Genomic DNA, 21,206 nt, shown 5'->3' on the forward strand with positions numbered 1-21,206 from the left:
AGACCGGGAGGAATCTTCATTCCGCCGGCCTTGCCGTTATCATTTTAATTCATGCCGAATCCATATGATCCAGCGGATTTATTTTTCGCTCCTTCAACAATTTTTCCATATCGGAAACGTTTAGAGGGCGGCTGTAATAAAACCCCTGAATTTGGTCGCAGCCATGTTTTTGCAAAAAATCGAACTGTTCCTTTGTCTCCACCCCTTCGGCCAAAACCGTCATGCCCAGCGACTTCCCCAATTGAATGATTGAGAGCAGCAGCAGGCTGTCCCGTTCGGAGCAAGGGGTCTCCTGGATGAACGCCCGGTCGATTTTCAGCACCTGCAGCGGCAGGGACTTCAAATAGTTGATGGAGGAATAACCCGTGCCGAAATCGTCGACGGAGAGGGAAATTCCCCGCTCCTGCAGGGCGACCAGCGTTTCTTTAATGATCACCGGATTGTTCAGCAGCGACTCCGTGACCTCCAGCTCCAGATACTGCGGCGCCAGCCCCGTTTCCTTCAGCACGTTCTCGACGGTGCGCAAAAACTGGGGGTGCCTGAATTGGACAGCGGATACATTTACGGAGATCGGCAGCTTCGGAAAGCCGTTGTCCTGCCATTGTTTGTTGGCCCGGCAGGCCTCGCGCAGCACCCATTCTCCCAATTCGACGATAAACCCGGTATCCTCGGCGATCGGAATAAACGTATTCGGCGGGATATAGCCCTGGATCGGGTCCTTCCAACGAATCAACGCTTCGTAACCGGTAAGGTTCACGGTGGCGGAGTCCACCTTGGGCTGAAAATGCAGCTCAAACTGCCCATCCGCAAGCGCCCGGGCCATTTTTTGCTCTAAAGAAACCCGTTCTAGGAGCTTGTCCATTAAGTAGTAGTCAAAATAGTGCGGTCCGTTAAGCGCTTCCTCCTTAGCTTCCTTTAGAGCAAGCTCGGCGTGCTTTAACAATTGGGTGACATCGGGACCGTCGTCCGGGAAAAGGCTGATGCCCATGCCGAAACCGATTTGAATTTCTTCCCCGGCCAAAACGTAAGGCTCATGAAGCGCATCGCTCAGACCGAGCGCTAAAGTATGTATAAACAAAGGATCGGATATGTCGGAAACAAGCACGATAAATTCGTCGGCAAAACTGCGGCACATCAGCGTTTCTTCGGCGAAGGAGCTCCGCAGCCGGCCGGCGACCTGCCAGAGCAGTTCGTTTCCCGTGCTCTCTCCGTAGCTTTCATTGATATACCGGAACCGGTTCAGGTTGACGTGAAACACGGCCGCGGTTTTTTTCTCGGATTCCGCCTTGAGGAGTTCAGCATGCATCAATTCCCGGAAGCGGCTCATGTTCAACAAACGGGTGATCGGATCTAAATTCGAGAGTTGGCGGATCTGCTCCGTAGAGGCTCGACGTTCCTCCATTTCCTGGGTGACATCGAGCTGAAGCCCGATAAAATAAAGGGGGTCCCCATCCGAATCCAATATGGGGCTAATGGTAAATTGATTCCAAAAGGTGCTGCCGTCTTTCTTGTAATTTTTGATCGTGATGGTCGACGGTCGGCCGCTTAGGATAGCTTGACGTATAACCTCCAACTGTTCTTTGTTCGTTTCCGCACCCTGAAGAAACCGGGGATTCCGCAGTAAAACTTCCTCGCGGGAATAGCCGGTGATTTCCTCAAATCCCCGATTTACATATACGAGAGGGTTGTCCTGCAAACGAGGGTCGGTAATCGCAAGCCCCACACCCATCAAATCGATGGCGCGCAGCAGCGTCGAGGCGTCGATGATTGACTCAAAGTTGGATGGATAGGCTAGCTGGTCGTCCACTTTTAAAAGCCTCCTCGAAATGAACCGCAAATGGTGTTAACAAGAACTCTGACGATGTCCGGCATACGGGAGAACATCCGTAACAAAAACTTATATACTCATCATACATGCGTCATAAGGAGGAAAGCAATGGATTTCTTTAGTTACGAAAGTTCAGTCCATAAGCAGCTTTAGCAGCTGCGTCCGGTTGCTGGCCCCGACTTTTTGGAAAATCGAGCGCATATGTTTTTTGATCGTTACCTCGCTCAAAAATAACCTGGACGCGATATCCCGATTGGTCATTCCTTCGGCGGCAAGCGCCGCGACTTCCTTCTCGCGATGGGTTAAATCGGTGCGGGCGTAAATGACCTCTTCGGGCTTCGCTTTGGGCAGGTACTCCGGGGAAGGCCCCAAGGAAAGGGAGCGGTCTGCGGCAGGTGAATCCTCTTGCCCGTTCTCCGGTCCCCCGCTGTTCTCCCGGCCGCCATATAAGGCTGCCAGCGCCAGCGGATGTCCATCGGTCTGTTTCCAGACGCGGAAAATCAGTTCCTGGTCGGTGATACCGCGCCCGCGCAAATACGTGACGACGCTGCAGTAGTCCAAGTTCGCCAAGGGCATCCGGTAAATGCTGCGCTTCCAGACCATGGAGTTCAGCCAATGCTCGGATAGCGGATTTCTTCCGGAAATGACGGTGAGGCAGCCGGCTTTAATCTGCGGAAAAAAGAAATCGCGAAACCAGTCGTCCAGATCATCCAGCAGTTCGTACGAATCGAGAAAAAGAATGGTCGGGCCCGATTCCGCTCTCCGCTGAATGGCTTCGATGGCGGCTCTGACGACAAAACCGGGATCGGAAGTGGAAGGAAGCGTACCCAGAAGTCCTAGCTGCTTCAGTATTTGCCGGCAGAAATCATCGGGCTTTGCCTTAAAACGGGCGGCGTCCAGGGCAACGGTAGCAGCGCCTTGACGAATGGCCTGTTTTTGGAATTCCTCGGACAACGCGCTTTTTCCGACTCCGGCCGCCCCATAGATGCTTATGATCCGCTCCATTTTCAAATAGTGACTCAAATAAACGGAAAAGGTCTCCAACTCCCATTCTCTTCCGAGCAAACGGGAGCCCAGCGCTGCGTCCGCCCTCTCATGCATTTGCATACTCATGGCTATTCACCCTCAAATTTCGTAGATATTTCCTATTTATCTTTAAGGATATCGTTGAATTATGTAAAGGAATAGTGACTTTTTGTATAGTCGTGTCGAAAAAGCGAATCTTGAAAGTATACTTTGGGGTAATGTTCTTGGCTGTTATAACCATGCTAAATTTGAATTTGTCGAATAGGAAATTTCTGTGGTCTGGACTACATTTAGAGGTGTTGCCATGAAACAGGTTCATATCACGATGCTTGGGCCGGGGGATATTTTGGCCGAGCCGATTTTAAACCAACAAGGAATCGTCATGTTGGGCTCGGGAACGATTCTGACCGAAGTCCATATCAACCGCTTGAAAAAACTGGGAATCAAAGACGCATTCATCGAAAATAAAGAACCGCAGGATAACCGCCCCAAAGCCGAGCTCCAGTTTGCGCCTGCCGCCGAAGGTTCGTATGCTCCTGTGCCTGTTCAGGAAATTAGAGAAAAGTGGGAAACGCGCAAGGAAATGAGGCAGGCCCTGATCCGGCTGGCCGACTCGGAGCTGGGGTTCGGCCGGCCGTCGACCCCGGAACTGGAGGAGCAGTTCCGCCGGATGTTCCGCAACACTTTATATGAGATTACGAGCCATGACGGGGTTGTTGACGGTTTGATCCGGCTGCAGAAAGCCGATCCGTATTTGCTGGAGCATTCCTTTCACGTTACGGCGTATGCGGCTATTCTCGGTCTGGCCAACGGGTATGCCGGCGCCGAGATGCTCGAATTGTGCGTCGGATCTCTATTGTTCGACATCGGGATGACGGAGCTGCCGGCCCATACCTTCAGCAGCAGCGGCGGCCTGACCGGCGCCGAACGGGCGGCGGTGCGGCTGCATCCGGAGGCAGGCCACCGCATCATCAGCAGGATGGAAGGGCTCTCCCCGCGCTCGGCTTTATGCGCGCTGCAGCATCACGAACGGTTTAACGGCACGGGGTATCCTTCGCGGCTTAAACACGGGGAGATCGATGAATACGCGGAAATCGTGGCCATCGCCGATACGTACCATGCGCTGATCTCCCGCAGAAATTACCGGCTGGCCTATACGCCCGGAGAAGCGATCGAATACTTGCTGGCCGCCGGCGACCGGTATTTCAGCCTCGATCTGATTCAAACCTACTTAAGACATATCAGTATTTATCCTCTTTCCAGTGTAGTCAGGCTGAGCAGCGGCCAGTTGGGGGTTGTAACCTCCCTGGAAACGAGCTTGGTGCACCGGCCTGTCGTCAAAATTGTCCGCGAAGCCGACGGGAGCCTCGTAAGCGACCCCTACGAAGTGGATTTAATGCGTAAAACCGATCTGGTGATTTCCAGCCTGGTGGAAGGGAGCGTGGATGAGACCATCAAGGTGTAAACAGAGGAGGAATTGGCTCATCCAAGCAAGAGGCCCCTTTCATCAAGGGGCTTCTTGTTTTATGTTCGATTTCGTGGATCGGTTCCAGCAGTTGTTAGTTTTTCATGGGAAACTGCAAAAATGCATTCTATTTTCCGTGAATTACCATATGTAAAGCGGTTGAAATGCAAAAGTACATCTCTTTTAGGGCTATCCGATAAAAAAGTAACTTTTGGGCCCGAAATGAACTGCACTTTTACATCTGAACCACCTGTTTCGAGGAATTTCGACGAAAAGCGCCTGCACTTTTGCATTTCGTGGAATTTCCCCCTCTTCCTTATATCGCAACGTGGCGGGTTTCCGTCTGCATCATTTCCAGCTTCCGGATGATTTCCTTTTGCCATTGCTTGTCGCCGAGTTGAATGGCGAGGTTCAGCAAATCGAGGTAATCGTCGGTGCATAGCGCCGTTTTTCTCCGAACGGATAATCTCATCGCGGCCTTCATCTCCTCAATCTATTATCTAATAATGATAATCATTATCACATATCCTGATTTCATTATGCATATTTGCCGGCCGGTTGTAAATACACCATCCGCTGGGAACAATTCCCCGGAGTGTTAAGCTCCTAGATATTGTTTTGACCGGCACCGGACAAAATATTAAGATATATAAAAATTGAAGGAAAATGACAGGAGGCGCTATGGAGACCGAATCGTTATTAAAAGTGGAAGAGCTGGCACTCAAGAAGTACAAAATTTTTCGCCAAAGCCAAATCCGTTATATCGCCAGGGCGATGCTGGCCAGCATGTTTATCGGCTTTGGCGTCATCGTTGCTTTCAAAAGCGGCAACTATTTCTACCTCGAACACTCTCCGCTTACATACCCGATGGCGGCGATTACGTTCGGCGCGGCCATTATTCTGATCGCTTACGGCGGAGGGGATCTTTTTACCGGGAATACGTTTTATTATACCTTTGCCGCGTTAAGGAAGAAGCTGAAATGGTCGGATGTCGGCCGGCTTTGGGGGCTTAGCTATATCGGAAATATCATGGGGGCCGCCGCTTTTGCTTTGCTGATTTATTTGACGGGGTTGTTTACCGATCCCTCGGTCAACAGCTTTCTGCTGAGCGTTGTGGAGCATAAAATGGCCACGCCTGCCCTTGAGCTGTTTTTTCGCGCTATCCTATGCAATTGGCTTGTTTGCCTGGCCTTCTTCATACCGATGTCGCTGCAGGGCGATGGCGCCAAGATGTTCGCCATGATGTTGTTTGTCTTCTGTTTTTTCATTTCCGGATACGAGCACAGCATCGCAAATATGTGCACGTTCGCCATCGCGCTTGTGCTGAACCATCCGGGGACGATTTCTTTTGCCGGCGTGGTTCACAACTTAATCCCGGTGACGATAGGCAATTTGATCGGCGGGGTGATGTTGATGGGCTTTATGTATTACTTCGCGAACAAGCCTTATTTGGATGCCCAGGAGAAAGGCGATCTCCCGCAAGACAAACGTTGACTGCCTCCAAGGGCATCCGGCTTCCATTAAGCTTCCGCCGGTTCGCTATGCGTGTCCGCCAAAAAAGCGGTGATCGGCATGGATGCGGCGCCTAAAGCGGTCGAGCGGGTGCCGAGATTGGCGAAGGCGACATGCGACTTTTTGCGATGATAGGAAAGGCTGCGGTTTTCCAGCGTTTCGAGCATCGCTTCCTGCAGCAGATCGCCGGCCAGCGACAGCCGGTTGCCGATGACGATCAGCTCGGGATTCAGGATGTTGACGAGATTGGCCAACCCGACGCCTAGCTGGGCGCCGGTTTCATTCAGGAGCCGGAGCGCCTCCGGGTCGCCATCGCGGGCCAGCCGGACGATCTGCTCCAGGTCGGGCACCGCGCGGCCCCACAGCTTGCTGGCCCGGTCGAGCAGCGCTTTTTCGGAGGCCAAGGTCTCCCAGCAGCCGCGGTTGCCGCAGCGGCAGAGGGGGCCGTCCTCGGCAACGGTCATATGTCCGACCTCGCCGGAAAAATTCGAGGTGCCGCGGTAAAGCTCCCCGCCCACGATAATCCCCGAGCCGATGCCGATCCCGATGCTTAAGTAGATCAGGTTGAGGGCGTCCCGGCCGGCTCCGTACAGCTTCTCGCCAATCGCGCCGGCGTTCGCCTCGTTATCGATATGAATGTTGGCCCCGAATTCGGCGGCAAGGGGGCCAAGCAAGTCGACCTGGTTCCAGCCCAGATTGGGAGCGGACACGACGCGGCTTTTCTCGTCGACGAGCCCGGGCACCCCGATCCCGATCCCAACGATGCCATAGGCGGAGTCGGGCAGTTTTTTGGCGAGCTGGCGGATCGTTTTGCGGATTTGTTCCAGCACGCTGTCCGGGGAAGAATCGGTAAGCGCGGCTGTCTTTTCCTGCAGGACGTTGCCTTCCAAATCGACGAGCACGGCCAGCAGATCGTTTACGCGAATATCGATGCCGATCGCGTATCCGGCGCTGCGGTTGAACAGCAGCAGGGTCGGCTTGCGGCCGCCGCTCGATTCGCCGGGGCCGATTTCGGCGACGAGCCGGCTGTCGATCAGCTCGGACACGAGGGACGACACCGTCGCCTTGTTGAGCCCGATCACGGCGGAAATATCCGCCCGGGACAAGGGCTGGTGCTGGCGGATCGTGTCGAGGACGATCGTTTTGTTCATTTTTTTGATCAGCTGCTGGTCGCCTGTTATCTTCATTTTTTTCCTCCAAAGTTGCATTGCGTATATTATATTGCGTGGATCTTATTTACGTGCTTTATACGCATCATACACAACAGTCCCCCGAAAAATCAACAAAAAACAACAACTTTGTTAGTCCGCTAGACAAACTAAGTTGAACGTGATACGATCTAGTTGTGCAGGGCATGCTGCCTGGAAACGGCGGGCATGCTCCTTATAAACCAATGGATGTAAAGGCTTACTTAAAAACCAAACCGGTTGGGAGGACTTTATTGTGAGTTATTTTAAAAACATCAACAAAATCCAGTATGAAGGCGCAGAATCCACGAATCCGCTGGCATTCAAACATTATAACGAAAACGAAGTCGTGCTTGGCAAATCGATGAAGGACCATCTGCGTTTCGCGGTAGCTTATTGGCACACACTGACAATGAACGGCAGCGACCCGTTTGGTCAAGGCAACATGATTCGTCCGTGGGAAACCGTGAGCGGTCTGGACCTGGCCAAGGTGCGCGTGGAAGTCAACTTCGAATTCCTCGAAAAACTCGGCGCTCCTTACTTCTGCTTCCATGACGTGGACATCGCGCCGGAAGGCGAAACGCTGAAGGAATCGAACGAAAACCTTGACGTCATCGTCGCAAAAATCAAGGAAGGCATGAAAGCGAGCGGTGTGAAGCTGCTGTGGAACACGGCCAACATGTTCTCCAACCCGCGTTTCGTTCACGGCGCAGCAACGACTTCCAATGCCGACGTATTTGCTTACGCCGCGGCGCAAGTGAAAAAAGGTCTGGAAACGGCGCTTGAGCTGGGCGCGGAAAACTACGTGTTCTGGGGCGGACGCGAAGGTTACGAGTCTCTGCTGAACACGGATATGGGCCTGGAGCTCGATAACCTGGCAAGATTTTTCAACATGGCCATTGATTACGCAAAAGAAATCGGCTTTAAAGGCCAATTCCTGATCGAGCCGAAGCCAAAAGAGCCGACCAAACATCAATACGATTTCGACGCGGCCACGACGATTGCATTCTTACAAAGATACGGCCTGCAGGATCAATTCAAACTGAACCTGGAAGCGAACCATGCGACGCTGGCCGGCCATACGTTCGAGCATGAGCTGCGCGTAGCCCGCATCAACAACATGCTCGGGTCGATCGACGCCAACCAAGGCGATCCGTTGCTCGGCTGGGATACGGATGAATTCCCGACCGATCTCTACGCCGTTACGCTGGCAATGTACGAAATTTTGCAAAACGGCGGACTGGGCTCCGGCGGCGTGAACTTCGACGCCAAAGTAAGACGCGGATCTTTTGAGCCGGAAGACTTGTTCTATTCGCATATCGCCGGTATGGACAGCTTCGCCAAAGGCTTGAAGGTTGCCGGCAAGCTGATCGAGGACAAATTCTTCGACAAGCTGATCGAAGAGCGTTACGCCAGCTTCAAAACCGGCATCGGCGCCGAAATCGTATCCGGCAAAGCCAACTTCAAAACGCTGGAAGCTTACGCGCTGCAAAACAGCAAAATCGTCAACAAGTCCAACCATCTTGAACTGATCAAAGCCCGCCTGAACGAATATATTTTCAGCGCGAAGTAAGCGGGTTGCCCGGACGCCTTGTCCGTCTTATATGTATGAAAAGGGACGCATGCCGTCCCTTTTTGTGGTCATACGCCCTGCCTGCCGGGGAAATATGAAAGGAGAATCGTACGGATGAAATATGTGATCGGCATCGATCTTGGCACGAGTTCGGTCAAAACGCTGCTCGTCGGCCAAGACGGCGAAATCAAAGGGGAAGCCTCTGCGGCTTATCCGCTTATTCAGGAGCGTCCCGGGTACAGCGAGCAAAATCCCGAAGAATGGGTGAACGGCACAGTTGACTGTTTAAAGCGGCTGCTGCAGGAGAGCGGCGTTTCCGCGGCGGACATCGAGGGCGTGTCGTTCTCGGGCCAAATGCACGGGCTGGTGCTGCTCGATGAGCACAACAGTGTGCTGCGCAACGCGATTTTGTGGAACGATACGCGCACGACCAAGCAATGCCGGGAAATCGAGGCGAAGCTGGGAGATCGGCTGCTCGGAATTACGCGCAATGCGGCTCTTGAAGGATTTACGTTGCCAAAGGTTTTGTGGGTGCAGGAGCATGAGCCGGCATTGTTCGCCAAAGCGGCGCGTTTCGTGCTGCCGAAGGATTATTTGCGGTATCGGATGACCGGCAAAGTGCAGATGGAAATCTCCGACGCTGCCGGAACGCTGTTGCTGAACGTGCCGGAAGGCAAATGGAGCGATGAGATCGCTGCCGCGTTTGACCTTCCGGAAGGCTTTTGCCCGCCGCTTGTCGGCAGCACTGAGGAGACGGGGACGCTGCTGCCGGAGTTTGCGGCGTTGACCGGTCTGTCTTCGGCGACGAAGGTGTTCGGCGGCGGCGCGGACAACGCCTGCGGCGCGGTTGGCGCGGGGATCGTCCGCAAGGGCGACGCGCTGTGCAGCGTGGGGACCTCCGGCGTTGTCCTGACTTACGAAGAGGACAAAAACAAAGACTTCGGCGGCAAGGTGCATTTCTTTAACCATGCGCATCCGGGGGCGTTTTACGCGATGGGTGTCACGCTGGGCGCGGGGTATTCCCTGAGCTGGTTCAAGGAGTCGCTGGCGCCGGAGCTGAGCTTCGACGAACTGCTGAAGCCGGTGGGCGGCATCGCTCCGGGCTCGGAGGGGCTGCTGTTCACCCCTTACCTGGTGGGAGAACGTACGCCGCATGCGGACAGCGTCATTCGCGCCAGCTTCATCGGCTTGTCCGGCACGCACCGCCGCGAGCATCTGGCCCGCGCTGTTATGGAGGGGATCACGTTCTCCCTGCAGGAGTCGTTTGACCTGATCCGCCAAGCCGGCATTACGGTTGAGCGCGTCATTTCCATCGGTGGCGGCGCGAAAAATCCGGTCTGGCTGCAGATGCAGGCCGATATTTTCGGCAAGCCGGTCGTCGCGCTGAAGAACGAGCAGGGCCCGGCGATGGGCGCGGCGATGATGGCCGCCGTCGGCAGCGGCTGGTTCGCCAGCCTGAAGGAATGCGCCGACGCGTTTATCGGCTACGCGGCCACGTACGAGCCAATCGCCGCCAACGTGGAGAAATACGCCCGCCTCTTTAAGCTGTACCAGCAAGTTTACGCGGCTACCCGGTCGTTGAATGAAGGGCTGCAGGAATTCCGGGGGTAAGCGTACATGTGTTTTTAACCCCCATCTGCCTGCAGCGGCGCCTGTTCCTTCGGGAACGGGCGTTTTTTCAACCTTATAAAATTTCGGACATGGTAGAGGGCGATGTGCAGGTAGAGAGGGGGAGAAGAGAAATCTGGGAATCTGGGGGCTAAGGGGCACCAGAGCCCTTATTTTCGAAAAAACGGAGGATTGCAAAATGTAACGGACACAGAAGACCTTATTTACCTCAAATCGGCCTGGATGAACGGGTTTAGAGCGAAATAGGGTCATGTGTGTCCATTAGCCTGGGAAATACTCGGGAAATAGGCGGATAAGGTCGCTGGTGTCCGTTAGAGCAACGTCCACTGGATGTAGACTACAGATGGAAAGGGCCGAGGTACTCGACGCTACTGTTCATGAAAGATACTCAAAGAACAGAAGAGGAAATGGGAATCCATCCCTCCAATCGCTCCAAAGTAGAAGTCAGAGCCATTTAAGGACGCCGTCTGGCGTTTTTCTTATCGTGGGTAGGGCCGGACACCGGTTTTCGCAGCCTGATGGACTAGTTCAGATTGGAAATATCCAATAGAACGGAAATTCAGTGGCAAGCACAGCGCTTCATTGGATATTTCCAATAGATTAAGCTCGTATGGCGGAAACTGGGCCATTTGGGCGAGATCTATTGGAGTTTTCCAATGAGAGTTCACAATGGCGTTAAAGCCAGGCCCCCCAGGATATGCAAATCACATGCCCCGTTTGGCGTGATATAATTGACCTATGCGGGAGGAGGGACGTCACTATTGATCCGCAACATTTACCGCAATTATTTCAAAAACAACTTGTTCATGAAAATCATTTTGGTTTTTTCGGTCATTACGATCGTTACGATCATTACGTTCTCCTACCTGATGTTCAAATTCATGTCGGAGTCCGCGGTGCAGAGACAGCTGGACATTCAGAAACGGGCGATTGAAAGCGTAAGCAATTATATCGGCGGCAAATACGATTCGGTGCAGGCCATGGTGCGGGACATCTACCGGGACAGCGAACTCGCTTCCAATACGTCTTATTTCCTGGAGCACCCGTATCAGGATTACGTGCGGTACCGGCTGGATCGTTTTTATACGGAAAACAGCTCTTTGACGGATACGGTGCTGTATTTCCGCAATCAGGTGGAGGATAATCCGGATATCCGCAGCCTGATGTTGTACAGCGCGGATCAGCAGCATTTGTATGCCTTTGGCAACGACAAGCAGTTCAAAATCATCTCCACCAACGCCGCCCGCTCGTACATCCCGGACGTCATGTACCAGCAGGACAGTTCGAACGTGGCGGCGGCCAACATCTGGGTACGCAAAGCGGTGAGCTTGCCGGATACGCCAATGTACTCCGTCCGCGTGCCGGTCAACAACAACCAGTCGCTGCGGAATATCGGGCAGCTTGTGGTTTATTTCGATACGGACAAGATTTGGGACAGCATGGCCTTTTACAAACAAGACTTGAAGGGCTCCATTCTGGTCATCTCCGCCAACGGGGACGTACTGTTCGATTCCTCCGGCACATACTACGGCCGGAAATACCCGTACAACGAGCAATTGAACTCGATTTACGACAGCGGTGTGTTGGGCGGGGGGACGATCGTTACCAAGCTGACGCAAAGCCAGGGCGGATTTACGGTGCTGAGCGCCGTGCCGAAACAGGAGCTCGCCAACACGTACGTTGGGCTAAGAAATACGATTCTTACCGTCAGCATCATCTGCATTTTTTTTGCGATTATGATTCCCTCGCTGTTCATCAGCAATTTCGCCAAACGGATGTACGGGATCATCCGCTTTACGCGCAAGGTGCGCGGCGGGGATTTGGCGGCGCGGATCGCCGATTCGCGGGAGGACGAGCTGGGGCAAATCTCCCGAAGCTTTAACGATATGCTCGATGAGCTGAATCAATACATCGAAAGGGTGTACAAGGCCGAAATCAAGCAGCAGCAGACCGAACTGGTGGCGCTTCAGGCCAGGATCAACCCGCATTTCCTGTACAACACGCTGGAGGTGATCCGCATGCGGGCCGTCTCCCAGGGGGCAAGGGACGTCGGCGAGATGATCTACAGCTTGTCCGTGCTGTTCAAAAGCCTGGTGCAGCAGAAAAAAATCTACACCCTGAAAGACGAACTAGAGGCCTGCCGGCTGTACCTGGAGCTGTTTAGAATCCGCTATAAAGACAGATTTAATTATAAGATCGTTGCCGATCCTGCTCTTTTCGGCAATGCGGCGATGAAGCTTTCGCTGCAGCCGATTATTGAAAATTACATCGTCCACGGCATCAGAACCGACCGGGACGATAACCGCTTGACGGTCAGAGTTCAGGAAGAGGGGGAAATTCTGACGGCGGTCGTTCAAGATAACGGGAAAGGCATTGATCAAGGCAGGCTGGCCGAAATCCGCGAAGCGCTGGAGAGCAAGGAAGAGCCGGGGGAAATGTTCGGGCTGCGCAGCGTTCATAGCCGGCTGAGGTTTTTGTACGGGCCCGCGTACGGGATTGAAATCGAAAGCCGGCCTGAAGAAGGGACGACGATTGTAGTACGTTATCCAAATCGGGAAGGAACGGATGCTGAAGATGTATAAAGTGTTTATTGTCGATGACGAGCCTTTTATCATAGAAGGGTTGTACGATATTCTGGATTGGCCGTCGTTCGGGCTGGAAATTGTCGGGCACGCGGAAAACGGGCAGCAGGCGCTGGACGCGCTGCAAGCCACCCCGGCCAACGTGCTGATCACCGACATTTCCATGCCGGTGATGAACGGCTTGACCTTAATTTCCGAAGCCCGAAAGCGGCATAAGGATCTCAAGGCGATCATTCTGAGCGGCTTTAATGAGTTCGATTACCTGAAAGAAGGCATGCGGCTGGGCATCGAAAATTATTTGCTGAAGCCGATCAATGTGGATGAATTGGAATCAACGCTACGCAATACGGTGGAAAAACTGGACAGCCAGCGGTCCGAGGAGCTGTACGACGCTTATGACGTGCAGATTCTCAAAGACAATACGTTATACCGCTGGCTGACCGGGCAGATCGCGGCCAGGGAATTTGCCGAGCGGGCCGAACTGCTGAGCCTTTCGTTAAACGGCCCTTTCATGGCCGTAGCTGTGCTGCGAACGGGCGGCGGCCAAAATGAAACCTTCGAGGAAACGGCCAAGTTTCTGGAAGCGAACCATGAAATTACGCCTTTCCGCGACGTTAACGGCGATATCGTGCTGATCGGCATGCTGCCGACCGCAGCCGAAGGGAAGCGGGATTTTCTCGCCAAGCTGCAGGAGCTTAAGGAAGCGCTTGCCGCCCGGAATACGCCGGTGCAAATCGGCGTAGGAAGCGCCTGCAAGCTGCGTCAGGAGGGTGCGCTGCCGTGTGAAGAAGGCGCTGCAAGCTATCAGGAAGCCAAACGGGCGCTGGAGTATTTTATGATCTATCCGGACCGCCCGATCATGGAGTATAAGTCGCTGGAGCTTGATAAGGGGGGCGAAGGCAGCGCAATATCCCTCCCTTGGGACGAGTATGCCAAGCTGATTTTGGCCCGGGACGGGGAAGGATTAAAGCAGCGGATCCAAGCCGACTTTGCGGAGCTGCAGCAAACGCCGGGCATCCGCCCGGAGGACCTGCACAACGCCGCGCTTGAACTCGTCGTCAGATTTAAAATGGAGCTTAAAGAGATCAAGCACACCGACGAAACGGACATCTTCCGAAAAGGGTTGGACCGGGTGCAGGGCAGCGCCGCGTTCTCCGAGCTGGTGACGCATCTTCAGGGCGTGGCGGAGGAAACGGTCGGTTCGCTGCTGCAGGATGCCAAAAATCCGGTGGTGAGCCAGGTGCTGGAGTACATCCACGGCCATTATGCCGACGAGCTTTCCTTGAAAACGCTGGGGGCGCAGTACCATATCCACCCCGTTTATTTAGGCCAGCTGTTTCATAAAGAGACGGGGGGTTCTTTTGCGGAATATATCAATAAATATCGGATCGAAAAAGCAAAGCAGCAGCTGAAAAACACCAATTTGAAGGTGCATGAAATCGCCCGCAATGTGGGATATTGGGAGATCGGCTATTTTTACAAACAGTTTCGGAAATATGTCGGCATATCGCCCACCGATTTCAAAGCCCTTCATTAGCATACGGTACAACAACGGGAGCACCCGGGGTAAAGGAAAGGAACTAACTCCTTATGTAAGGGATTCCATTCTTTATCCCGGGGTATTTTTTTGCCGTGAATCTTTTCTTTAATTTGTACCCTGATTTATTAAATTTAGCTTCTTTTTGAAACGGCTTTCATCCGGTAAGGTTGTATTAGATAAACTACAGAAATTCATTCAAAAGGGAGGATCCAGCATGAGTAGAAGCAAAAAAAGCTTTTCCTTCGCACTCGCGATGCTAACGGCTCTGGTGTTTGTGTTAAGTGCTTGCGGAGGAGGCAAAAACAGCGCCGAGGGCGGTTCGCCGGCAGCCGGAGGGGACTCGGACAAAACCGTAAACCTCATTTGGTACACGATCGGCACTCCGCAAAAAGACGTGGACAAAGTTATGGAAGAAGTCAGCAAGTACACGAAGGAAAAAATCAATGCCACGGTCACGATGAAAATGGTCGACTGGGGCGACTACTCGCAAAAGATGCAGGTTAATGTCGCTTCCGGGGAACCGATGGACATTTTGTTCACCGCTTCCGGCTCCGGTAGTTTTGATTATGTGCAAAACGCCAGAAAAGGCGCGTTTATGGAACTCGACGATTTGCTTGAGCAATACGGAAAAGACCTGAAAAGCACGATCAATCCGGCGTTCCTGGAAGGCTCCAAGGTCGACGGCCACAACTACGGCATTCCGGCCAACAAAGAGCTTCCGCAGTTGGAAGCATGGTTTTTTAACAAAGGCCTTCTTGACAAATACAATTTGGATATCGAAGGTGTCCGGTCTTTGGATAGTCTGGAACCGCTCTTGAAAACGATCAAGGAAAAAGAGCCTGGCGTAACGCCGTTTGCGATGGATAAAAAATATATTCCTTACGTTCCGTATGATTACATTATCCAAGACCTGCCGATGGCGGTAAAACTGGACACCACCGACTATAAAATCGTCAACATTTTGGAAACTCCGGAAATGCAGGAAGCGCTGAAAACGATGCACAAATATTATAAAGCGGGTTATGTGGCTCCTGAAGCAGCAACGACCGGATCCATCGAGGATCTGAAAAAGTCCGGCAACTGGTTGTTATTCCGGCAACAAACTCAGCCGCTGGCCGACAATATGTTGTCCGCAAGTTTTGGATACCCGGTCGTATCCACGCCGGCGAGCGAGGCCATCGTTACGAATACTTCGGTTCAAGGCTCGATCATGGCCATTTCCGCCAACTCCGAATATCCGGAGAAAGCGATGGAATTCCTGAACCTGCTGAATACCGATCCGGTGCTGCGCAACATGATCGACTCCGGGATCGAAGGCGTGCACTACAAGAAAGTCGACGACAAGCACATGGAAAACCTGGCGGAATCGAAAAACTACGACATGCCGTCTTACTCCTTGGGTAACAACATGCTGCTCTATTTGAACCCGAACGATCCCGACGACAAATGGGAGCAATTCAAGCAGTTTAACGCTTCCGGCGTCAATTCGCCGATCCTGAGCTTTAACTTCGACAGCACGAAAGTGGCTACCGAAATGGCTGCTGTTCAAAATGTAAGAGAGCAATTTTGGTCCTCGCTGATGACTGGGACCGTCGATCCGGAAGAATATCTTCCGAAGGCGATTCAAAAATTCAAAGAGGCCGGTCTTGACAAGGTCATGGCCGAAGCCCAAGCACAGCTTGATGCCTGGAGAGCTGAGAACAACAAATAACATTTCGGGAAACTGAACATTTGAGGATCGGGCGGGTGAACGTTGCGCCCGATCCTTTTTCATTATGAAGACAGGAGGGGAACACAAAGATGGCCGCATTTTTCAAAAACGTGCTCAAAAACAAAGTCATGTTATTTATGGTGTTGCCGGGGGCCATTTGGTTTTTCTTTTTCTCATATCTTCCTCTGGTCGGCACCGTGGCCGCCTTCAAGCAGTACCGTTTCAGCCGCGAAGGGTTCTGGGCCAGCCTGGCCAAAAGCGAATGGGTTGGGTGGGACAACTTCAAGTTCCTGTTCATGACGGACGACGCTTTTACCATTACGCGCAACACGCTGCTGTATAACCTTGCGTTTATTTTTATCGGACTGGTGCTTTCCGTGGCGATGGCGATCATCCTCTCCGAACTGGCCGGCAAAGTGATGGCCAAAGTGTATCAAACCGGGATGTTTCTGCCGTATTTTCTGTCCTGGGTTATCGTCGGCTATTTTGCCTTCAGCTTCCTGAGCATGGACCGGGGGATGCTCAATCAAATCCTCGGCTGGTTTGGCGCGGAACCGATCAATTGGTACTCGGAAGCGAAGTATTGGCCGTATATATTGGTGTTCGTCAATTTGTGGAAAATGGTCGGCTACAATAGCGTCGTGTACCTTGCTTCCATCATGGGCATCGACAAGTCGCTGTACGAGGCGGCCATGATCGACGGCGCGAGCAAATGGCAGCAGGTCCGCAACATCACGATTCCGCTGCTCTCTCCGATCATCATTATTATGACGCTGCTGGCGGTGGGCAAGATCTTCTACGCGGACTTCGGTTTGTTCTATCAGGTGCCGAGGGATTCCGGGACGCTCTACGCCGTGACCAACGTCATCGACACTTACGTATACCGCGGTCTTAAGACGACCGGGGAAATCGGCATGAGTACGGCGGCGGGACTTTATCAATCGGTCGTCGGTTTTGTGCTCGTCCTCGTTTCGAACTTCATTGTGCGCAAAATCGACAAAGACAGCGCCCTATTCTAATTCAAGCTGAAAGGAGTGTCAGACTATGGCGGAGGTTGTCAGAAAACACAAGGATTTTCATAATGTCTCACGCGGATGGAACGCCGTTTTGCACCTGATTGCGGGCCTATTTTCTTTCATGTGCGTTTTCCCCTTTTTGTTCGTCGTCATCATTTCGCTTACCGATGAAAAAACGCTGGCCACGGACGGGTACCGGTTGTTTCCGGCCAAATGGAGCCTGGAGGCTTACCGTTTCGTGTTCGAAAGCGGGGACTCGCTGCTTCGCTCTTACGGGGTGACGATTTTGATTACCGTGGCGGGCACGCTCCTCAGCTTGGTGCTGATCGCGCTGTACGCTTACGCGATTTCGCGGAAAAGCTTCCGCTACCGGCGGTTTTTCTCCGTGTTTGCGATCGTGACCATGCTGTTTAACGGCGGGATGATTCCGACTTACATGGTCGTGTCCCAGCTCATGGGGCTGAAGGATACGCTTTGGGCGTTGATTTTGCCGCTGGCGATGAACGCTTTCTACATCATGATTCTTCGTACGTTCTACAGCACCAGCGTGCCTGAAGCGATCATCGAATCGGCGCGGATTGACGGAGCGGGCGATTTCTATATTTTCCTGCGCATCGTATTGCCGCTGTCGCTGCCGGGCCTGGCCACAATCGGCCTGTTCAGCACCTTGGGCTACTGGAACGACTGGTTTAACGCCTTGCTGTACATCGACAATCCGAATCTCGTACCGCTGCAATCGATGCTGATGCGGATCGAATCGAGCATTCAGTTCATACAGCAAAACTCGCAAAACAGCTCGCTGAGCTTGCAGGCGCTGTCGTCGATTCCGCAGGACACGGCGCGCATGGCGATGGTCGTGCTGGCGACGCTGCCGATTATTTTCGCCTATCCGTTTTTCCAACGTTATTTCGTACAGGGGCTTACGGTAGGGGCCGTCAAAGAATAAGAGCGGCCAGGAACCGGCTCGGCCTAGATATGAGGATGAGAATCGGCAACCTATATATGTTGAACTAAAGAAATGCGGAAGTAAGGCAAGAGTGCAAGGGTGGGAAATGATTCTCGTACAATCCATAGTTCAGCTTATATAGAAATCGGTGCTTGATAGCGGGTTACCGGAACGACTGGCCGTCGGCCTGCAAAATAGCGGTACTTTATGTACTTATTATCGGGAGCCCTGGCATGTTCAGGCCCATTAGCGGCATTTTATGTACTTATTTTCCTGTGAATGGTCCAGAACACGGGCATTTCCTTGTGACGGGGGAGAATAGCGACATAAATGTCCCCTATTTCTCGCAAATGGACTGATATCGACGATATAGCGACATTTTTTGTTCTTAACACCTCAACTTTCGCAGCATGAAATTGGCAAATAAGCGTCGATGTAACTGGGCGAAGCGGCTATCCGGAACTGGAGTTGACATTGGATCAAAGTAAAACGGGGTCCATCGTTGAATTAGTTGTAAAATGTACAGTTACTTATCCGGAAATGCTGCCACAGCTACTAATTAAGTGTAAAACGTACAGTTATTCCACTATCTTTTGAAGAAGAGACAAAGGAACGAGAAAATAGCTGTATGAAATGCAATTAAACAAATGATTGGGCAAATGGAAGTAAAGTTAGTTGTATGATTAGCAATTAGCGGTCAGAGTGGAGCCGGTCAAGCACACTTTGCCCGCCATCCGACAGCGAAATAAATAGGCAGCGGTGGTTTGCTATTTTTGTCAAGGCTAAGATTTTATTCGTTATTCTGTCTATACAGCATCAGCGGTTAAGCCGATTTTGGTTCTGCGAAAGTTGAGTTAACACGCATTTAAAATTGAGCGAGGTGGAGAGGTTGCTTTACAAAGACAGCACGAAACCGATCCCGGAACGGGTTGAACATCTGCTTGGGCTGATGACCGTGGAAGAGAAGGTCGGGCAATTGGTTCAGCCGTTCGGCTGGCAAACCTACGAGCATGTGAACGGCGAGATCCGGCTGACGGAGTCGTTTAAGGAGCAGGTGAAAAACGGCGGCATCGGCTCGCTGTACGGCGTGCTGCGGGCTGACCCGTGGACGGGCGTCACGCTCGAAACCGGCCTGTCGCCGCGCGAGGGCGCGGAGGCCGTAAACGCGATCCAGCGGTACGCGATCGAGAACTCGCGGCTGGGCATCCCGATCCTGATCGGGGAAGAATGCTCGCACGGCCATATGGCGATCGGCGCAACCGTGTTCCCGGTGCCGCTGTCGCTCGGCAGCACCTGGAACGTGGACCTGTACCGCGAGATGTGCCGGGCGGTGGCCCGGGAGACGCGCGCCCAGGGGGGAGCGGTCACGTATTCCCCCGTGCTCGACGTCGTGCGCGATCCCCGCTGGGGCCGGACCGAGGAATGCTTTGGCGAAGACGCTTATTTGATCGGCGAAATGGCCGTGGCTTCGGTAGAAGGGCTGCAAGGCGAAAGCCTGGACGGCGCGGACAGCGTGGCCGCAACGCTCAAGCATTTCGTCGGCTACGGCAGCTCCGAGGGCGGCCGCAACGCCGGCCCGGTGCACATGGGGCGGCGCGAGCTGCTGGAGGTGGATATGCTGCCGTTCCGCAAGGCGGTGCAGGCCGGGGCGGCGTCTGTCATGCCGGCCTACAACGAAATCGACGGCGTGCCTTGCACGACCAATAGGGAACTGTTGGACGGCGTGCTGCGCGGCGAATGGGGTTTTGACGGCATGGTCATCACCGACTGCGGCGCGATCGACATGCTGGCTTCCGGCCACGATGTGGCCGCGGACGGCCGGGATGCCGCTGTCCAGGCAATTCGCGCGGGCATCGATATGGAAATGTCCGGCGAAATGTTCGGCAAACATCTGCTGGAAGCGGTGCGTTCCGGCGAGCTGGAGGAAGCAGTACTTGATGGGGCGGTCCGCCGCGTGCTGACGCTGAAGTTCCGGCTGGGTCTGTTCGAGAACCCGTACGGCGACCCGGACCGGGCGGAGCGGGTGATCGGCAGCGCGGAGCATGTGGCGCTGGCGCGGAAGCTGGCGGGCGAAGGCATCGTGCTGTTGAAGAACAGCGGCGTGCTGCCGCTCTCCACGGACGCCGGGAAAATCGCCGTGATCGGCCCCAACGCGGATGTCGGCTACAACCAGCTCGGCGACTACACCTCGCCGCAGCCGCGGTCCAAGGTGACCACCGTGCTCGGCGGCATCCGCGGCAAGCTGGCGGCTGCGCCGGAGCGGGTGCTGTACGCCCCGGGCTGCCGGATTAAAGGCGACTCCCGGGAAGGCTTCGAAACCGCCTTGGCCTGCGCGGAGCAGGCAGATACGGTAGTCATGGTTGTCGGCGGCTCCAGCGCGCGGGACTTCGGTGAGGGCAGCATCGACTTGAAAACGGGAGCCTCGAAGGTCACTGGGAACTCCTGGAGCGACATGGATTGCGGCGAAGGCATCGACCGCATGTCGCTGGCATTGTCTGGGGTGCAGCTCGAGCTGATTCGGGAAATCCATAAATTGGGTAAACCGCTGGTAGTGGTTTACATTAACGGGCGGCCGATCGCCGAGCCATGGGTCGACGAGCATGCCGACGCCATTTTGGAGGCGTGGTATCCGGGACAGGAGGGCGGACACGCCGTGGCCGACATTTTGTTCGGCGATGTGAATCCGTCCGGACGCCTGACGGTCTCGATTCCGAAGCATGTCGGGCAGCTTCCGGTGTATTACAACGGCAAACGTTCGCGGGGCAAAAGATACCTCGAGGACGATTCGCAGCCGCGCTATCCGTTTGGGTACGGGCTAAGTTACACGGAATTCAGCTATGCCGGATTGACCGTTCAGCCGGAGGCGGAGGCGATTTTGCCGGGTGCATCGGTCAAAGTGACGGTGGATGTCACGAATACCGGTGAGCGCGCCGGGGCGGAGGTCGTGCAGCTATACATCACCGACGTGGCCAGCACCGTGACCAGACCGGCGAAGGAGTTGAAAGGATTTCGCAAGGTGTGGCTTGCTCCGGGGGAAACCCGGAGGGTCGAGTTTACGCTCGGTGCGGAGGAGCTGCAATATATCGGCCCCGATTACAAACCGGTCATCGAACCAGGGGAATTCCGTGTTCATGTAGGCAAAAACGTAAACGACACGCTGAGCGCCAAGTTTTTTGTGCGGGAGGGTTAAT

General features: G+C 53.7%; 14 protein-coding genes. 10 read left to right on the top strand and 4 right to left on the bottom strand.

Annotation, left to right across the window (positions count from 1 at the left end; all coding sequences use genetic code 11):
• Window positions 1–49 precede the first annotated feature (49 nt).
• Complete coding sequence (locus tag EHV15_RS11805) at window positions 50–1,807, bottom strand: putative bifunctional diguanylate cyclase/phosphodiesterase (RefSeq protein WP_246061495.1); 1,758 nt, start codon at window positions 1,805–1,807, stop codon at window positions 50–52.
• Between the two features lie 153 nt (window positions 1,808–1,960).
• Window positions 1,961–2,941 (bottom strand): LuxR family transcriptional regulator, encoded by a 981-nt coding sequence (locus EHV15_RS11810; RefSeq protein WP_128631371.1) that lies wholly within the window; start codon window positions 2,939–2,941, stop codon window positions 1,961–1,963.
• Window positions 2,942–3,158: 217 nt separating this feature from the next.
• Between EHV15_RS11810 and EHV15_RS11815 the strand changes: the two genes are divergently transcribed.
• A complete protein-coding gene (locus tag EHV15_RS11815; protein WP_128631372.1) occupies window positions 3,159–4,319 on the top strand; it encodes an HD-GYP domain-containing protein in 1,161 nt (386 codons plus the stop codon).
• Between the two features lie 316 nt (window positions 4,320–4,635).
• Here the strand turns inward: EHV15_RS11815 and EHV15_RS36455 are convergent, their stop codons facing one another.
• Window positions 4,636–4,791, bottom strand: coding sequence for a hypothetical protein (locus EHV15_RS36455; RefSeq protein WP_178075832.1), 156 nt, complete (start codon window positions 4,789–4,791; stop codon window positions 4,636–4,638).
• A 209-nt stretch (window positions 4,792–5,000) separates the two neighbouring features.
• Here EHV15_RS36455 and EHV15_RS11820 point away from each other — a divergent pair, with 209 nt between their 5' ends.
• A complete protein-coding gene (locus EHV15_RS11820) occupies window positions 5,001–5,813 on the top strand; it encodes a formate/nitrite transporter family protein (protein ID WP_128631373.1) in 813 nt (270 codons plus the stop codon).
• A 26-nt stretch (window positions 5,814–5,839) separates the two neighbouring features.
• Here EHV15_RS11820 and EHV15_RS11825 read toward each other — a convergent pair whose 3' ends face one another.
• The gene (locus EHV15_RS11825; RefSeq protein ID WP_128631374.1) at window positions 5,840–7,018 is read right to left on the bottom strand and encodes an ROK family transcriptional regulator; all 1,179 of its coding nucleotides are present in this window, start codon (window positions 7,016–7,018) and stop codon (window positions 5,840–5,842) included.
• Window positions 7,019–7,274: 256 nt separating this feature from the next.
• Between EHV15_RS11825 and xylA the strand changes: the two genes are divergently transcribed.
• The 8 genes from xylA to EHV15_RS11865 all read left to right on the top strand — a co-directional run bounded on the left by xylA (window position 7,275) and on the right by EHV15_RS11865 (window position 21,205).
• Window positions 7,275–8,591, top strand: coding sequence for a xylose isomerase (gene xylA / locus EHV15_RS11830; protein ID WP_128631375.1), 1,317 nt, complete (start codon window positions 7,275–7,277; stop codon window positions 8,589–8,591).
• Window positions 8,592–8,705: 114 nt separating this feature from the next.
• On the top strand, window positions 8,706–10,202 hold the full coding sequence (gene xylB / locus EHV15_RS11835) for a xylulokinase (RefSeq protein WP_128631376.1): 1,497 nt from the start codon (window positions 8,706–8,708) through the stop codon (window positions 10,200–10,202).
• An 824-nt stretch (window positions 10,203–11,026) separates the two neighbouring features.
• Entirely contained in the window at window positions 11,027–12,802 is a 1,776-nt protein-coding gene (locus EHV15_RS11840) for a sensor histidine kinase (protein ID WP_128635300.1), read from the top strand.
• Entirely contained in the window at window positions 12,795–14,339 is a 1,545-nt protein-coding gene (locus EHV15_RS11845; protein ID WP_128635299.1) for a response regulator transcription factor, read from the top strand. Before EHV15_RS11840 ends, EHV15_RS11845 begins: the two co-directional genes overlap by 8 nt.
• A gap of 217 nt (window positions 14,340–14,556) precedes the next feature.
• A complete protein-coding gene (locus EHV15_RS11850; RefSeq protein ID WP_128631377.1) occupies window positions 14,557–16,053 on the top strand; it encodes an ABC transporter substrate-binding protein in 1,497 nt (498 codons plus the stop codon).
• A gap of 89 nt (window positions 16,054–16,142) precedes the next feature.
• Window positions 16,143–17,072: an ABC transporter permease gene (locus EHV15_RS11855; RefSeq protein WP_128631378.1), complete on the top strand. Its 930-nt coding sequence runs from the start codon at window positions 16,143–16,145 to the stop codon at window positions 17,070–17,072.
• Between the two features lie 25 nt (window positions 17,073–17,097).
• Entirely contained in the window at window positions 17,098–18,015 is a 918-nt protein-coding gene (locus EHV15_RS11860; RefSeq protein ID WP_128631379.1) for a carbohydrate ABC transporter permease, read from the top strand.
• 889 nt (window positions 18,016–18,904) lie between these two features.
• On the top strand, window positions 18,905–21,205 hold the full coding sequence (locus tag EHV15_RS11865; protein WP_128631380.1) for a glycoside hydrolase family 3 N-terminal domain-containing protein: 2,301 nt from the start codon (window positions 18,905–18,907) through the stop codon (window positions 21,203–21,205).
• Window position 21,206: the final 1 nt, after the last annotated feature.

The sequence above is a fragment of the Paenibacillus oralis genome, from assembly GCF_003863965.1.
Classification (GTDB): Bacteria; Bacillota; Bacilli; order Paenibacillales; family Paenibacillaceae; genus Fontibacillus; species Fontibacillus oralis.

Bases quoted from the DNA above. Each gene is read 5' to 3' on its own strand.
- EHV15_RS11810 (WP_128631371.1), bottom strand. From the start codon at position 2,941: ATGAGTATGCAAATGCATGAGAGGGCGGACGCAGCGCTGGGCTCCCGT.
- EHV15_RS11815 (WP_128631372.1), top strand. From the start codon at position 3,159: ATGAAACAGGTTCATATCACGATGCTTGGGCCGGGGGATATTTTGGCC.
- EHV15_RS36455 (WP_178075832.1), bottom strand. From the start codon at position 4,791: ATGAGATTATCCGTTCGGAGAAAAACGGCGCTATGCACCGACGATTAC.
- EHV15_RS11820 (WP_128631373.1), top strand. From the start codon at position 5,001: ATGGAGACCGAATCGTTATTAAAAGTGGAAGAGCTGGCACTCAAGAAG.
- EHV15_RS11825 (WP_128631374.1), bottom strand. From the start codon at position 7,018: ATGAAGATAACAGGCGACCAGCAGCTGATCAAAAAAATGAACAAAACG.
- xylB (WP_128631376.1), top strand. From the start codon at position 8,706: ATGAAATATGTGATCGGCATCGATCTTGGCACGAGTTCGGTCAAAACG.
- EHV15_RS11840 (WP_128635300.1), top strand. From the start codon at position 11,027: ATGAAAATCATTTTGGTTTTTTCGGTCATTACGATCGTTACGATCATT.
- EHV15_RS11845 (WP_128635299.1), top strand. From the start codon at position 12,795: ATGTATAAAGTGTTTATTGTCGATGACGAGCCTTTTATCATAGAAGGG.
- EHV15_RS11850 (WP_128631377.1), top strand. From the start codon at position 14,557: ATGAGTAGAAGCAAAAAAAGCTTTTCCTTCGCACTCGCGATGCTAACG.
- EHV15_RS11855 (WP_128631378.1), top strand. From the start codon at position 16,143: ATGGCCGCATTTTTCAAAAACGTGCTCAAAAACAAAGTCATGTTATTT.
- EHV15_RS11860 (WP_128631379.1), top strand. From the start codon at position 17,098: ATGGCGGAGGTTGTCAGAAAACACAAGGATTTTCATAATGTCTCACGC.